This is a genomic window from Actibacterium sp. EMB200-NS6 (genome assembly GCF_001305615.1).
GTDB classification, from domain to species: Bacteria; Pseudomonadota; Alphaproteobacteria; order Rhodobacterales; family Rhodobacteraceae; genus Actibacterium_A; species Actibacterium_A naphthalenivorans.
Map to the genome: position 1 here is coordinate 1,184,086 of NZ_CP010869.1, position 14,488 is coordinate 1,198,573.

Below are 14,488 nucleotides of genomic sequence, written 5' to 3' on the forward strand. Positions count from 1 at the left end.
GCGGGCCTTGCCTTTATGGGCGAGTTGCGGTTTTCTGTACAATTAATGCTTGTATTCACGCGCCTCCGATTGAAAGTCTGATATTGGATATAGGTTTTCCGGACGATAACATCCCCTCGGGTGTCGATGACATCCGTCTGATCGCACCGGGGCCAGGCGAACATGAACAAGACCGGATACGCGCTACCATGCAAGAGCACCGATGACCTGTGCTGACACTTCGCGCTTTTCAGGAGCCACGATGATGTCGCGGTTTGATCCCATTCCCAAAAGGATGAGCCCTGCATGACACCGTGGATGACCTTCGTGCTTCTGTTCGGCGGCCTTTTGCTGTTGGCGCTGGCCGGGGCGCTGCTGGGCGGGTTGCGCAAGCGGATGGTCGCAGGCCGGACGGCCGCGCGCGCCCGTGCCCGGGAGGTGGCCGAAACCGCGGCCCTGAACCAGTCGATCCTGCGCATGGGGATGGTCGCCATTCTGGTGGTCGACCAGAACGGGGCGGTAATCTCTTCCAACCCCGAAGCGCGGCGGCTGTTCGCGGTGGAGGAGGGTGAAATCAAGGCCCGGCCGCTGGAGCGCTGGATAACCAATATGAGCGTTGCCCGGCTCAAGGCCATAGCGGGCCGGGGCGGCGACAAGACGGCGGGCAAGTATTTCAGCGCCAAGTCAAGCAACGGCACGGCGCTGGTTCTGGACATTCGCGCCGACTATTGGCTGAGCCCCGATGATCAGGAAAGGTTTACGGTTATGTTGCGGGATGCGACGGTTCTGAGCGAGATCGCAACCGCCCAGGAACGCTGGGATCGGGCGCTGAAAAGCGCGGGTATCGGTATCTTCGATGTCGATCTGCGGCACGGGCGATCGGTCGTGACCGAGACGTGGAAAACCATGTTCGGCTTTGATCCAAAAGGCGAAATCGACTCTCAGGCCGAGTGGGAATCGCGCATTCACCCCGAAGACAAGCCCCGTGTCTTCGCGGCGGATCAGGCATGCGTCGACGGCAAGGCCGAGCGTACGGACAACGAATACAGGTTTCTGCGCGCCGACGGCAAGTGGATCTGGACACGGTCGAACGCCGTTGTCACCGAATGGTCATCCGACGGCAAAGCGCTGCGGATGATTGGCGTGCAATCGGACATCACGGCGCTCAAAGAGGCCGAGGAGGCCCTGCGCAGCAGCGAGACACGGTTCCGCAACGCGATCGAGAATGCGCCGATGCCGATGGTCATCACCGATGAACACGGACACTGCCTGAACGCGAACCGCGCCTTCAAGGATTTCATCGGGTACGGGTTGGAGGATGTACGCGGAAAATCGTTTCTCGACATCGTGCACCCGGAGGACGGCGGGCAGAAAGAGGGCGGGCTGGATCTTGTGCAGCTTGACCGCCTCAGGGATGGCGAGGTCAGAGCCTACGAGGTCGAAATGCGCTTCGTTCACAAGAACGGCTCCGATCGGTGGGGCTACCTGACCGTTTCGATCGACAGGGATGCCAACGGCGTACCTCTCTATTTCATCGTCCAGATCAAGGATATCACCGAGCAAAAGGGTGTGGATCAGATCAAGAGCGATTTCGTGGCCACGGTCAGTCACGAGCTTCGCACGCCTCTGACATCGATCCACGGCGCGCTTCGCCTGCTGCAGGACACGACGCAGGGCAAGTTGCCCCAGAGCACCGACCGTCTGCTCAGCATCGCGCAGACCAACAGCAAGCGGCTGATCTCACTGGTCAACGACATTCTGGATCTCGAAAAGATTTCCTCTTCGGATTCGGTGTTCAAGCTGGCACCGCGGGATATCTGCAAACTGACGCGCGGCACGGTCGAGGCAAACATGCCGCTTGCCACCGACAGCGGCGTAACGCTGAACGTTGTTCATGATGCGGAGAGTTGTTTTGCGAATGTGGATGAGACCCGGTTCAGCCAAGTTCTGACCAACCTGATTTCCAATGCGGTGAAATTCTCGCCCGAAGGCGGCGTTGTGGAAATCGCGCTGGAAACCGATGCAGAGACGCTCCGCATCATCGTGACCGATCAGGGGCCGGGAATTCCGGAGGATTTCGAGGACAAGATCTTTCAACGGTTCTCGCAGGCGGATTCGTCGTCGACCCGGAAAAAGGGCGGCACCGGGCTTGGTCTTTTCATCTCCAAGCTGATGGTCGAAAAGATGGGCGGGCAGATCGGCTTCATCTCCGGCCGCAGCGAGGGCGCCTGCTTCTGGATAACCTTTCCACTTGAGAAAACCGTGATCAGCAGCGCACCGGGGGATGAGCTGGCCCCGGTCGAGCCGCAGAGAAGCTGCCCGCCGGCGATCCTGCATGTGGAGGATGACGCCGATTTTTCCGAAGTTCTGACAGCCTCGTTCAAGGAGCGGGCCAAGATTTTCACCGCGACGCATCTTTCGGAGGCGCGCGTGATGATCGGCAAAAGACCTTTCGATTTGATCATCATCGACTGGGATCTGCCCGACGGAAACGGACGTGCACTGATCCCAGAGATCGCGCAGGTCAACGGCGATACCCCCGTCATCGGGCTATCGTCAAGCGAGCCGGAGTGGGAGGATGAACACGTTCTGCACCATCTGGTAAAGACGCGTACCTCTGTCGAGGATATCGTGCAGATTGCCCTTTCAACCATCCATTCCTAGTCCGCCCGCTGCGCCGCGAAGCGGACGATTGCCTTATCTTGTCCATAATTCTGTCCGCAAAAACTCCATAAGCTCCGGTAACTTCTCTGCCAGAGGGAGGATATTCGGATGCGGCCATGTTCTGGCGGCACCTGTTCCCCCCAACGTGGATTTTTTTGGAAGCGGTGCTAATGGTCGGTTCGAAGTACAAAAAGCCTTTGCTGGTTGTCGTGATGGCCACGCTTGCTGCTTACGGAATGTCTGTTTTCTTCGGCCCCGAGCTGGGCGCGTGGCTCGAACGCCATTTTCCCAACCTCGAATCGGATCATCTTCGCGAGCATGTCCTGCTCAGCGTCCTGCTGATTTCGTGTTTCGCGCTGGCGGTCTTGCGGGGCGGGCAACTGAGCAAACTGGAATCCAAACTCCTCAAGATGAAAGATAACGAACTGGTCTTTCAGGAGCGCGCGATCAACGAACACGCGATCGTCAGCATCAGCAATCCCGACGGCAGGATCTTGGAAGTGAACGACAAATTCGTGGCGGCCTTCGGTTATGCGCGTGAAGAGATCCTGGGCCAGTCGCAGGGCATATTGTATGCGGATAACGAGGCCGACCAGAGCTTTGAGAAAGTCAAAGCGAAGGCTGCCGAAGGAAAGATCAGCTCCGGCGAGCAGGTGCTGCGCACCAAAAGTGGCGAAATCCGGCAGATGCAGTGTACCGTCGTTCCGCTGATGGATACCGATGGCAACCACATCAAGAACATTTCGGTCCGGACGGATGTGACGGTCGCGCGCCGGTCGGAGGCGCTGGAGCAGCTTACCTCGTTGCTCGACCGGCTGCAGGATCTGGTCTTGATCTTCCGTCCTGGCACTCTGGATATCATCTATGCAAACCAGGCGGCCCGCGATTGGTTCGTCGAACACATCGGCTGGGACGAAAAGGAATATCTGAACCGCAGCCTTTCGGATGAGAGCCTGGATTTCAACTACCAAGAGCTCGAAGACTATGCTGCCCTGCTCGGCATTGATGGCCGCGAGGCGATGATTTTTGAATCGATGCAGTATGGTCGTACCGTAGAGGTCAACCTGCAGATCGCGCAGGGTGGGTTCGACGAAGAGGTTTATATCGTCGTGGTGCGCGACATAACCGAACGCAAGGAGATCGAGCAGGCCAAGCGCGAATTCATCGCTGTGGTGAGCCATGAGCTGAGAACGCCGCTGACGGCCATCAAGGGCTCGCTGGGGCTGCTGCGGGCAGGGGTCGCCGGGGAGCTTCCGGAAAAAGCGGTGGCTGTTCTCGACGTTGCGTATCGCAACAGCGAGAGGCTGCTGCATATGGTCAACGACATGCTTGATCTGGAAAAGATCGAAGCCGGCAAGATGGATTGCGCCCTTGATATGCTGGATCTGACGGAACTGCTGCGCGAGGCGCTTCTGGTCAACAAAGGATATGGCGATGAATACGAGGTGCATTTCCGCAGTGTCGGATTCGACCAGCCCTGCCTTGTCCGGGGGAACGAGATGCGGTTGTTGCAGGTCATGACCAACCTCATGTCGAACGCCGCCAAATTCTCGCCCCGCCATGGGGTCGTCACGGTCCGGCTCTCCGACGAAACGGATGTCTGGCGCGTGTCGGTCAGTGATGACGGGCCGGGCATTTCCGAAGACGCGCGCGAGACGATCTTCGAGAAATTCCGTCAGGCCGAGGCCGTCGATGGCAAAAGCCGCAAGGGCACCGGGCTCGGGCTGAGCATCGTCAAGGCGATTGTCGAGCGCCACGGCGGTACGATCGGCGTGACAAGCGAAGTGGGCAGGGGCGCCACCTTCTTTGTCGATCTGCCAAAGCTCGATGCCGCGCCGCAGGCTATCGATGGCCCGGGCCATCTTCAGGCGGCGGAGTGAACCCGGCCCGTTTTTTTCAACCGGTTTGCGTCTATGCGTCATCTTGCAGGTGGTTGGCATTTGCGCGATGATGCCAAGGCGAACCGATCGGCAAACAATACCGCTCTGGTAGGCGTGCCCGCCAATGCGCGCTGCCGGATCGGGATGAAGGGAAATGCGCGTGAGCCAGCTTGAGAAAATCCTGCATGTCGATGATGACACGGATATCCAGTTTATCGTCAAGATGTCGCTGGAAACGGTCGGCGGGTTCACGGTCGAACAATGCAGCTCCGGCCATGAGGCTTTGGCCTGCGCCGCCGGTTTTCAGCCCGATCTGGTGTTGCTGGATCTGATGATGCCGGTGATGGACGGCGAAGAAACCTTTCAGGAGCTTCGAAAGCTTGACGGGCTTCAGGACACGCCGGTTATCTTCGTCACGGCAAAGGCGCATGACGCCTCGGTCAAGGATCTGATCTCCAAGGGGGCGCTGGACGTGGTCACCAAGCCGTTCGATCCGATGACCCTGCCGGATATCATCCGGGAAGCCTGGGAAAAGGCCTGATCCTCAATATCTGAAGCTGATTTTGGGGCCGCGCGCTGTATCCCGCGCCGGGGCCGGTCAATCGCCCGATTGCACCTGGTCCATCTGGTCCAGAAGGGCGTCGATCATGGCAAACAGCTCTGCGCGCGCCGGGGCGGCGTCGGCTTTCGCCAGAAATGCGTTCACGGCGTTTTCCACATTTCCCGCAAGCTCGCCCAGTTCGGCAAAGCCCAACGTTTTGGCCAGGCCGCGGATCTTGTGCGCATCGGCCGCGACATGCGTCAGCGCATCATCCGACACCAGCCCCGCTTCGAGTTGCAGCATGATGCGATCCATCGCCTCGAGGCGCCCGGCAAGCGAGCCGACGAACCGCCCCCGCACCGCCAGGATCGCGGTTTGCATCTTTTCATCATAACCGGAGGTACCCATCATCGCGATTTCTCCGGTCACGACGCGTGCTGCTGGCGCGGCGCCCGCAGGGCCACGCTCTTCTGCCGATTGTCAGAGGTGATGGCAAAGCCGCCCTTGCGGGCGGATTCGACGGCCGCCTCTACCATGCACATCGGGCCGCCGCCGAAGAACAGCGAATTGGTCTGCGGTTCGCCCATGCGCAGCGACACATTGCAGGCCGCGCCGTCATCATAGCAAAGCTCCATCTCGTCGATGGCCATTTGCGCCGCGACTTCCAGATCCGGGTTGATGACAGGGTTGTTGCGGTTGGTGACCACGACATAAACGCCGTTGCCCATGTAGGTCATCAGGAAGGAGGTATACTTGAACTGGGTCGCAATCGCTTCGGCGACGTCCGTCAGGGTATAGTAAAGATCCTCTGCCGTTGCCCGGGCGTAGATCGCATCGAAATTGCGGATGTGAAAGGCCACGGCCGAGGACAGATAGGATTTGCCGCGCGACAGCTGCAGCAGATAGTTTTCCAGCACAAGGTGATCGACGACACCTGGCACGTCTTCGATCGTGATCGGCTTGTCAGCCTCGATCCGGAACGCATCCTCGACCTTGGCTTTCAGAGAATTCAGGGCGAATATCTTGTCTGCCGAAACCTTCCGCTCGGTCACGATGCGCTGGGCCAGGCGCAGGCGCGTGCCCAGCTCCAGCCCGTCGAACGGCTTGGTGACATAGTCGATCGCCCCGGCGCTGAAGGCACGGTCAATGAACGAGCGTTCGGACATCGCGGTGATCATGACGACCGGAGAGGTCTTGTAGGTCTCCATCGAGCGGATGATCGAGCACAGCTCAATCCCGTCCATCTCGGGCATCTGGATATCAAGCAGAAAACAGTCGAACGGCACCGACGCGCCCGCGATCACGCGCAGCGCCTCCTGGGCGGATGATGCCGTTGTCACGTCCTGATGGCCCAGAACGCTCAATGTCTCGACCAGCAGCTCCAGCAGGATCTGATCGTCGTCAACAGCTAGTATGCGCACTCCAACGCCTCCTGTCTTTTCCCAAGGTGAACGGGAGTCTTCCGATGGGATCACCCTGGCCTTATCCGGCGATTTGCCGACTGCCTGTTTTCTCCCCCATTCTTCCGCTTAAAGATGGCGACATTAAGGCCAGGCTACTTAAGGTTGTGTTTTCACTGTGGCGGGGATGAAAGGGCATTCGCAGGGGGCGGCATGCTCGTGGCACAAGGCTCCCGGATCCGCAGCACCGGGCCCGGGCTTCGTGCGGAGAACCGCACGAAAGCACCGAGAGACCAGCCTGTCTGAAAGATACCCTCATCAGCGCAATGCGCTGATTTAATTGGAGCGGGCGAGGCGATTCGAACGCCCGACCCTAACCTTGGCAAGGTTATGCTCTACCCCTGAGCTACGCCCGCATCCTTGGGTGAGGCGTGATTTATAAACTCTGCCGCGGGGCTGCAAGGGAAAAATGCAAAACATCCGACGAAAACTTATCGGGCCTGCCTGCGCTTCGCCCGAAGCAGGTTCAGCACCTCGACCCCGCCGGCAAAAACCATCGCCGCATAGATGAAACCGCGTTCGATATGATGGTGCAGCCCGTCGGCCACCAGCGCCATGCCGACCATCACCAGAAACGCCAGCGCCAGCATCTTGGTCGAGGGGTGCGCCTCGACAAATCCCGCGATCGGCTCCGCAGCCACCATCATCACCAGCACGGCCAGCACCACGGCGGCCACCATCACCTCCAGATGATCGGCAATGCCCACGGCGGTGATCACGCTGTCGAGCGAAAACACCAGGTCCAGAACCATGATCTGCGCGATCACCCCGATGAAAGAGGCCGTGGCCCGCGCCGCTTCATGGTCTTCGGTGCCTTCGACCTCGTCGAAAATCTCGGTCGCGGCTTTCCAGATCAGGAACAGCCCGCCCGCCAGCAGAATCAGATCGCGCCAGGACAGGCCGAATCCCGCAACCGTCACGAAGGGCTCCGCCAGCGAAACGATCCAGGCGATCGAGAACAAAAGCCCCACCCGCAGCACCAGCGCCCCCGACAGCCCGATGACGCGCGCCCGGCCGCGCTGGGCGGCGGGCAGGCGTTGGGCGGCGATGGAAATGAAGATCACATTGTCCACCCCCAGCACGATTTCCAGCACGGTCAACGTCAGGAAAGAGGCCCAGACAGCCGGGTCGGTCAGCAAGTGCAGCATGCGGAAAATCCTTAAAACAGGGCCTGGCCGATATTGGCCAAAGCACCAAGAATGAGCATCACGAAGGTCAGCGTCATGCCACCGACGCGGGCCCGCATGGCAGAGGGCGTGCGGCTCACCGCCCAGGCGTGCAGCGCCCGCCCGGCAAGCAGCATCAGGCCCAGCAGATGCAGCGCCCAGACCGGCGCGCCCTGCACCTCGGCCATGCCCAGCAGGATCAGCCCGAGCGGCGCATATTCGGCGCAGTTGCCCTGCGCGCGAATGCGCTTGCGCAGCTCGTTGTCGTCCCCGTCGCCAAGGGAAACACCCGCTTCCCGCCGCCGCAGGATCACCCTGACGCTCAGCGCAACGAAAAGCAGGGTGATCAGCCCGGCGTAGAGCGGTGCGATGGTCAACATGAGGCGCCCCCGTTCCTGACACTCGAGCGCGAGCTTAGCCGATTCCGCGGCACATTCCAGTGCTCACGGGGGGCGGTCAAACCCGCCAGCCCCTTCATCTTTCCCCAAATATCCCCGCCGGAGGCACCTGAGCGCCCGTCAGGGCGCGAGACGAAAGGCGCGGCCCGTAACGGGCCTCATTCGGATCCCCCCTCCAGTTCGATCAGCAGATCCTTTGCGTCGATCTGCGCGCCCGGCACCACATGCACCACCTGCACGACCGCGTCGCGTTCGGCGTGAATGCCGGTTTCCATTTTCATCGCCTCGATGGTCAGCAGCATGTCGCCCTGCTTGACCTTCTGTCCGGCGGCAACGGCCACAGTGGCCACCACGCCGGGCATCGGCGCGCCCACATGGTTGGCATTGCCCGGTTCCGCCTTGGGGCGCTTGGCCGCCGTGGCCCGGGCCTTGCGGTCGGGCACGCGGATCACGCGGGGCTGGCCGTTCAGCTCGAAGAACACCTTGGCCTCGCCGTCATCGGTGGTCTCTCCCACCGCCTGCATGCGCACCTCGAGCGTCTTGCCGGGGTCGATCTCGGCGGTGATCTCCTCGCCCGGCTCCATGCCGTAAAAGAAAGTGCGGGTGGGCAGGGTCCGAACGGGGCCGTATTGCGCGTGCCGCGCGGCGTAATCGGTGAACACCTTGGGATACATCAGATAGCCGTTCAGATCCTCATTGTCGAAGTCCTGGCCCTCCAGCTTTTCGGCAAGCTCCCTGCGCGTGGCCTCCAGATCGACCGGTGGCAGATGCTTGCCGGGGCGTTCCAGATTGGGCCGCTCGTCCTTCAGCACCTTTTTCAGGATGGCTTCGGGAAAGCCGCCCGGCGGCTGGCCCAGGTTGCCGCGCATCATGTCGATCACGGAATCGGGGAAGGCCACATCGACCGCGGGGTCTTCGACCTGGGCCCGGCTCAACCCCTGCGACACCATCATCAGCGCCATGTCGCCCACCACTTTCGACGATGGCGTGACCTTCACGATATCGCCGAACATCGCGTTCACATCGGCATAGGTCTGGGCCACCTCGTGCCAGCGATCCTCCAGCCCCAGCGAACGCGCCTGCGCCTTGAGGTTGGTGAACTGGCCGCCGGGCATCTCGTGCAGATAGACCTCGGAAGCGGGGGCCTGAAGCCCGGATTCGAACGCCCGGTACTGGCTGCGCACCCCTTCCCAGTAGTCGCTGATCTCGCGGATTGCCCGCATGTCCAGCCCGGTGTCGCGGTCGGTGTTGCGCAGTGCCTCGACCACCGAACCCAGGCAGGGTTGCGAGGTGCCGCCGGAAAACGCATCCATCGCCGCGTCGGCCGCATCCACGCCCGCCTCTGCGGCGGCGAGGATCGTGGCGCCGGCGATGCCGCTGGTATCGTGGGTGTGGAAATGGATCGGCAGGCCTACCTCCTCCTTCAGCGCCTTGATCAGCACCCGCGCGGCGGCGGGCTTCAGCAGGCCGGCCATGTCTTTCAGCCCCAGCACATGGGCGCCGGCGGCCTTCAGTTCCTTGCCCATCGCCACATAGTAGTTCAGACCGTATTTGGCGCGGGCCGGGTCGAGGATATCGCCGGTGTAACAGATCGTGCCCTCGCAAACCTTGCCGCTTTCGATCACCGCATCCATCGCGATGCGCATGTTTTCCACCCAGTTCAGGCTGTCGAACACGCGGAACACGTCCACCCCGGTTTCCGCCGCCTGCGCCACGAAGCTTTGCACCACATTGTCGGGATAGTTGGTGTAGCCCACGCCGTTCGACGCGCGCAGCAGCATCTGCGTCATCACATTGGGCATGGCCGCGCGCAGGTCGCGCAGCCGCTGCCACGGGCATTCCTGCAAGAAGCGGTACGCCACGTCAAAGGTGGCCCCGCCCCAGCATTCGACGCTGAACAGGCCGGGCAGGTTGGCCGCATAGGCGGGGGCCACGCGGATCATGTCGATCGAACGCATGCGGGTCGCCAGCAGGCTCTGATGCCCGTCGCGCATCGTGGTGTCGGTCAGCAAAAGCCGCTTTTGATGCCCCATCCACTCGGCCAGGGCCTCGGGCCCGCCTTCTTCCAGAATCGTCCGGGTGCCGGGCTTTGGCGTATCCGCGCGCAAGGCCGGCGGGTGCGGGGCCTTGGCCTCGGCCGGCGGACGGGCGCGGCCTTCGGTTTCCGGATGCCCGTTCACGGTGATGTCGGCGATATAGGTCAGGATCCGGGTCGCCCGGTCGCGCCGCTTTTCAAAGCGGAACAGTTCGGGCGTCTGGTCGATGAACTTGGTGTGGTATTCGTTGTTCAGGAAGGTCGGGTGCTTCAGCAGGTTTTCGACAAAGGCGATGTTGGTGCTGACGCCGCGGATGCGAAACTCGCGCAGGGCGCGGTCCATCCGGGCGATGGCGGCCTCGGGGGTGGGGGCCCAGGCGGTGACCTTTTCCAGCAGGCTGTCGTAATACCGCGTGATCACGGCGCCGGAATAGGCGGTGCCGCCGTCCAGCCGGATGCCCATGCCGGTGGCGCCGCGATAGGCGGTGATGCGGCCGTAATCGGGAATGAAGTTGTTCAGCGGGTCCTCGGTGGTGATGCGGCATTGCAGGGCGTGGCCCGACAGTTCTACATCATACTGGCTGGCCACGCCGGTGGCCTCGACCAGGCTCTTGCCCTCGGCGATCAGGATCTGCGCGCGCACGATGTCGATGCCTGTCACCTCTTCGGTGACCGTATGCTCGACCTGCACGCGCGGGTTCACCTCGATGAAGTAGAAGGCGCCGCTGTCCATATCCATCAGGAATTCGACGGTGCCGGCGCATTCGTAATGCACATGCTCGCAGATCTTCTTGCCCAGATGGCACAGGTTCTCGCGCTGCGCGTCCGTCAAATAAGGGGCAGGGGCGCGCTCCACGACCTTCTGGTTGCGCCGCTGCACCGAGCAATCGCGCTCCCACAGATGATAGATGTTGCCGTGGCTGTCGCCCAGGATCTGCACCTCGACATGGCGGGCGCGGATGATCATCTTTTCCAGATACCCCTCGCCATTGCCGAACGCGGCCTCGGCCTCGCGCCGGCCCTCGCGCACCTTCTCCTCCAGTTCGTCCGGCCCCATGATCGGCCGCATCCCGCGCCCGCCGCCGCCCCAGCTGGCCTTGAGCATCAAGGGATAGCCGACCTCGGCCGCCTCCTTGCGGATCGCCTCCATGTCGTCGCCCAGAACCTCGGTGGCGGGGATCACCGGCACCCCGGCCTCGATCGCCACGCGCCGGGCGCTGGCCTTGTCGCCCAGCTTGCGCATGGTTTCGGCCTTGGGGCCGATGAATGTAAGGCCGGCGGCCTCGCAGGCCTCGACGAATTCCGGGTTTTCCGACAACAGCCCATAGCCGGGATGAATGGCATCCGCGCCCGACATCCGGGCCACGCGGATGATCTCTTCAATGCTCAGGTAGGCGGCAACCGGCCCCATCCCTTCGCCGATCCGGTAAGCCTCATCCGCCTTGAACCTGTGCAGGCTCAGCTTGTCTTCCTCGGCATAAACGGCAACGGTGCGCTTGCCCAGCTCGTTGGCCGCGCGCATCACCCGGATTGCGATCTCACCGCGGTTCGCGATCAGGATCTTCTGGAAATCAGGCATCGTCGGGGCTCTCCCTTGTCTTGGTTACGCTCTGGCCCGACGGGGCAGGGCGGATGTCTTCACCGGACGGATTATGCTGCATCGCGGCGGCATGGTCACTCCCTTCTATTGCACAACCTTCAGATCGGTGAAGGAATTTGTCCAATTGCGCCAAGAACAATTTGCGAACACTTCTTTAACTCGAAGCTGAACCAAGTTAGATTACCAAGTATGAGCAGGTTTGACGAAGATGAGGCCTTCGAGGCCGGGGCGAAGCAGTCGCTGGCGGCGCGCGCGATGGCGGCGCGGCCCGCGCCCTATCTGGACGGGCTGAACCCGGCGCAGCGCGCGGCGGTCGAGGCGCTGGAGGGGCCGGTGCTGATGCTGGCGGGGGCGGGCACGGGCAAGACCAGGGCGTTGACCGCGCGGATCGCGCATCTGCTGAACACAGGCACCGCACGCCCCAACGAAGTGCTTGCCGTGACCTTTACCAACAAGGCCGCCCGCGAGATGAAGGAACGGGTGGCCGGGCTGTTGGGGCAGACGATCGAGGGCATGCCCTGGCTGGGAACGTTTCATTCGATCAGCGTCAAGCTGTTGCGCCGCCATGCCGAACTCGTCGGGCTGAAATCGAATTTCACCATTCTGGATACGGATGATCAGATTCGGCTGCTCAAGCAACTGATCGTTGCGGCCAATATCGACGAAAAGCGTTGGCCCGCGCGGCAGCTGGCCGGCGTGATCGACAACTGGAAAAACCGCGCCTGGACGCCCGACAAGGTGCCCGCGGCCGAGGCGTCGGCCTTCAACGGGCGCGGCGTGGCGCTGTATGCCGCCTATCAAGACCGGTTGAAGACGCTGAACGCCGTCGATTTCGGCGATCTGCTGCTGCATGTGGTCACGATCTTTCAGGCCCATGATGACCTGTTGCAGCAGTATCAGCGCTGGTTCCGCTATATCCTGGTGGACGAGTATCAGGATACCAACGTTGCCCAATACCTGTGGCTGCGGCTTCTGGCGGGCGGGCATCGCAACATCTGCTGCGTGGGTGATGACGATCAGTCGATCTACGGCTGGCGCGGCGCCGAGGTGGGCAATATCCTGCGGTTCGAAAAGGATTTTCCCGGCGCGACGGTGGTTCGGCTGGAACAGAATTATCGGTCCACCGCGCATATTCTGGCCGCCGCTTCGGGCATCATTGATGCCAACAAGGGCCGGCTGGGCAAAACCCTGTGGACAGCGGCCGAGGGCGGCGAAAAGCTGCGCCTGATCGGCCATTGGGACGGCGAGGAAGAGGCGCGCTGGATTGGCGAAGAGGTCGAAGCGCTGCAGTCGGGCACGCGGGGGCTGGAGCCGCTTTCGCTGGATGACATGGCGATTCTGGTGCGCGCCTCGCATCAGATGCGCGCCTTCGAAGACCGGTTTCTGACCATCGGCCTACCGTACCGCGTGATCGGCGGCCCGCGATTCTATGAGCGGATGGAGATCCGGGATGCGATGGCCTATTTCCGCGTCGCCGTGTCGCCCGACGACGATCTGGCGTTCGAGCGCATTGTGAATACGCCCAAACGCGGCCTTGGCGACAAGGCGCAGCAGAAAATGCAGGCAATGGCCCGCGGCAATGGCGTTTCACTGGTCGAAGGGGCGCGCCTGTTGCTGGCCGCCAAAGGGCTGACGGGCAAGGGCGCGGTGGAGCTGAAGAAACTGCTGGACGGCATCGGCCGCTGGCATGGTGCAGCGCTGGGCGACAGGGCGGGCCATATTGAGCTGGCCGAGATGATTCTGGAGGAATCGGGCTATACCGAGCATTGGCAGAACGACAAGACGCCAGAGGCGCCGGGCCGACTGGAGAACCTCAAGGAGCTGGTCAAGGCGCTGGAACAGTTCGAGAATCTTCAAGGATTCCTCGAACATGTCGCGCTGATCATGGATAATGAAACCGAAGAGACGGGCGCCAAGGTCTCGATCATGACGCTGCACGGCGCCAAGGGGCTGGAATTCCCCGCCGTCTTTCTGCCCGGCTGGGAGGATGGCCTGTTCCCCAGCCAGCGCTCGATGGATGAAACCGGCCTCAAAGGGCTCGAGGAAGAGCGCCGCCTGGCCTATGTCGGCATTACCCGGGCCGAAAAGCTGTGCACGATTTCCTTTGCCGCCAACCGGCGTGTCTATGGCCAGTGGCAATCGGCGCTGCCTTCGCGCTTTATCGACGAACTGCCCGAGGATCACGTCGATGTGCTGACGCCGCCGGGGCTGTATGGCGGCGGCTATGGCGCCGCCGGAATGCAAGGTGGAATCGAAGAGCGGGCTGCCTCTGCCAATGTCTATAACTCTCCCGGCTGGAAGCGCCTGCAAGAGCGTAGCCAGACGCGGCCGGTCAGCCAGCCGCGGGAAAGCCGTAACATTGTGATTGATGCGCAGGCCGTATCCAGCTTCACCGCCGGTGACCGGGTGTTTCATCAGAAATTCGGCTACGGCACGGTGATGGGTATCGAGGGCGACAAGCTGGATATCGAGTTCGACAAGGCCGGTGCGAAAAAGGTTGTGGCGCGTTTCGTCGTGACCGCCGCCCAGGCCGATGACGTGCCCTTCTAGGTCAGATCCGGGATCAGCGGCAGCACTGTGGTCGCGTGGCCGGCGCCGCGAGGCCTGACTGCTGTGCCGTCATGAGCCTGCCCAAGGATGATTGCATCTGAGAAACAGAAAACGGCGACGCCAGGGAGGAGGAAGGCGCCGCCGTTCTGTTCTGCGAAGGCCTCAGGGAGGAGGAGGAAGCCTGCCGCATCTCGGAGGGGCTGGGTCGCGATGCG

The 14,488-nt window shown here is 61.9% G+C and carries 9 protein-coding genes and 1 tRNA gene; 4 read left to right on the top strand and 6 right to left on the bottom strand.

Annotated features, from left to right (window positions below):
• The first annotated feature begins 285 nt into the window (after positions 1-285).
• The 3 genes from TQ29_RS05875 to TQ29_RS05885 all read left to right on the top strand — a co-directional run bounded on the left by TQ29_RS05875 (position 286) and on the right by TQ29_RS05885 (position 5,064).
• Complete coding sequence (locus tag TQ29_RS05875) at positions 286-2,643, top strand: PAS domain S-box protein (RefSeq protein ID WP_082386547.1); 2,358 nt, start codon at positions 286-288, stop codon at positions 2,641-2,643.
• Positions 2,644-2,813: 170 nt separating this feature from the next.
• Positions 2,814-4,523, top strand: a complete 1,710-nt coding sequence (locus TQ29_RS05880) for an ATP-binding protein (protein ID WP_162231814.1) — start codon at positions 2,814-2,816, stop codon at positions 4,521-4,523.
• Positions 4,524-4,683: 160 nt separating this feature from the next.
• Positions 4,684-5,064 (top strand): response regulator, encoded by a 381-nt coding sequence (locus TQ29_RS05885; RefSeq protein WP_037204589.1) that lies wholly within the window; start codon positions 4,684-4,686, stop codon positions 5,062-5,064.
• Between the two features lie 57 nt (positions 5,065-5,121).
• Here the strand turns inward: TQ29_RS05885 and TQ29_RS05890 are convergent, their stop codons facing one another.
• The 6 genes from TQ29_RS05890 to TQ29_RS05915 all read right to left on the bottom strand — a co-directional run bounded on the left by TQ29_RS05890 (position 5,122) and on the right by TQ29_RS05915 (position 11,702).
• On the bottom strand, positions 5,122-5,475 hold the full coding sequence (locus TQ29_RS05890) for an Hpt domain-containing protein (protein ID WP_054538403.1): 354 nt from the start codon (positions 5,473-5,475) through the stop codon (positions 5,122-5,124).
• A gap of 14 nt (positions 5,476-5,489) precedes the next feature.
• Positions 5,490-6,485, bottom strand: a complete 996-nt coding sequence (locus TQ29_RS05895) for a PleD family two-component system response regulator (protein WP_054538404.1) — start codon at positions 6,483-6,485, stop codon at positions 5,490-5,492.
• Between the two features lie 320 nt (positions 6,486-6,805).
• Positions 6,806-6,880 (bottom strand) — tRNA-Gly (locus TQ29_RS05900).
• A 75-nt stretch (positions 6,881-6,955) separates the two neighbouring features.
• Complete coding sequence (locus tag TQ29_RS05905) at positions 6,956-7,672, bottom strand: TerC family protein (RefSeq protein WP_037204494.1); 717 nt, start codon at positions 7,670-7,672, stop codon at positions 6,956-6,958.
• A gap of 11 nt (positions 7,673-7,683) precedes the next feature.
• On the bottom strand, positions 7,684-8,070 hold the full coding sequence (locus TQ29_RS05910) for an MAPEG family protein (protein ID WP_054538405.1): 387 nt from the start codon (positions 8,068-8,070) through the stop codon (positions 7,684-7,686).
• A gap of 176 nt (positions 8,071-8,246) precedes the next feature.
• Positions 8,247-11,702, bottom strand: a complete 3,456-nt coding sequence (locus TQ29_RS05915) for a pyruvate carboxylase (RefSeq protein WP_054538406.1) — start codon at positions 11,700-11,702, stop codon at positions 8,247-8,249.
• Between the two features lie 210 nt (positions 11,703-11,912).
• Here TQ29_RS05915 and TQ29_RS05920 point away from each other — a divergent pair, with 210 nt between their 5' ends.
• Positions 11,913-14,273, top strand: a complete 2,361-nt coding sequence (locus tag TQ29_RS05920; RefSeq protein ID WP_054538407.1) for an ATP-dependent helicase — start codon at positions 11,913-11,915, stop codon at positions 14,271-14,273.
• Positions 14,274-14,488: the final 215 nt, after the last annotated feature.

What these genes read in the sequence shown, in the direction of transcription:
- TQ29_RS05910 (WP_054538405.1), bottom strand. Translation starts at nt 8,070, where the DNA reads ATGTTGACCATCGCACCGCTCTACGCCGGGCTGATCACCCTGCTTTTC.
- TQ29_RS05915 (WP_054538406.1), bottom strand. Translation starts at nt 11,702, where the DNA reads ATGCCTGATTTCCAGAAGATCCTGATCGCGAACCGCGGTGAGATCGCA.
- TQ29_RS05890 (WP_054538403.1), bottom strand. Translation starts at nt 5,475, where the DNA reads ATGATGGGTACCTCCGGTTATGATGAAAAGATGCAAACCGCGATCCTG.
- TQ29_RS05920 (WP_054538407.1), top strand. Translation starts at nt 11,913, where the DNA reads ATGAGCAGGTTTGACGAAGATGAGGCCTTCGAGGCCGGGGCGAAGCAG.
- TQ29_RS05880 (WP_162231814.1), top strand. Translation starts at nt 2,814, where the DNA reads ATGGTCGGTTCGAAGTACAAAAAGCCTTTGCTGGTTGTCGTGATGGCC.
- TQ29_RS05875 (WP_082386547.1), top strand. Translation starts at nt 286, where the DNA reads ATGACACCGTGGATGACCTTCGTGCTTCTGTTCGGCGGCCTTTTGCTG.
- TQ29_RS05905 (WP_037204494.1), bottom strand. Translation starts at nt 7,672, where the DNA reads ATGCTGCACTTGCTGACCGACCCGGCTGTCTGGGCCTCTTTCCTGACG.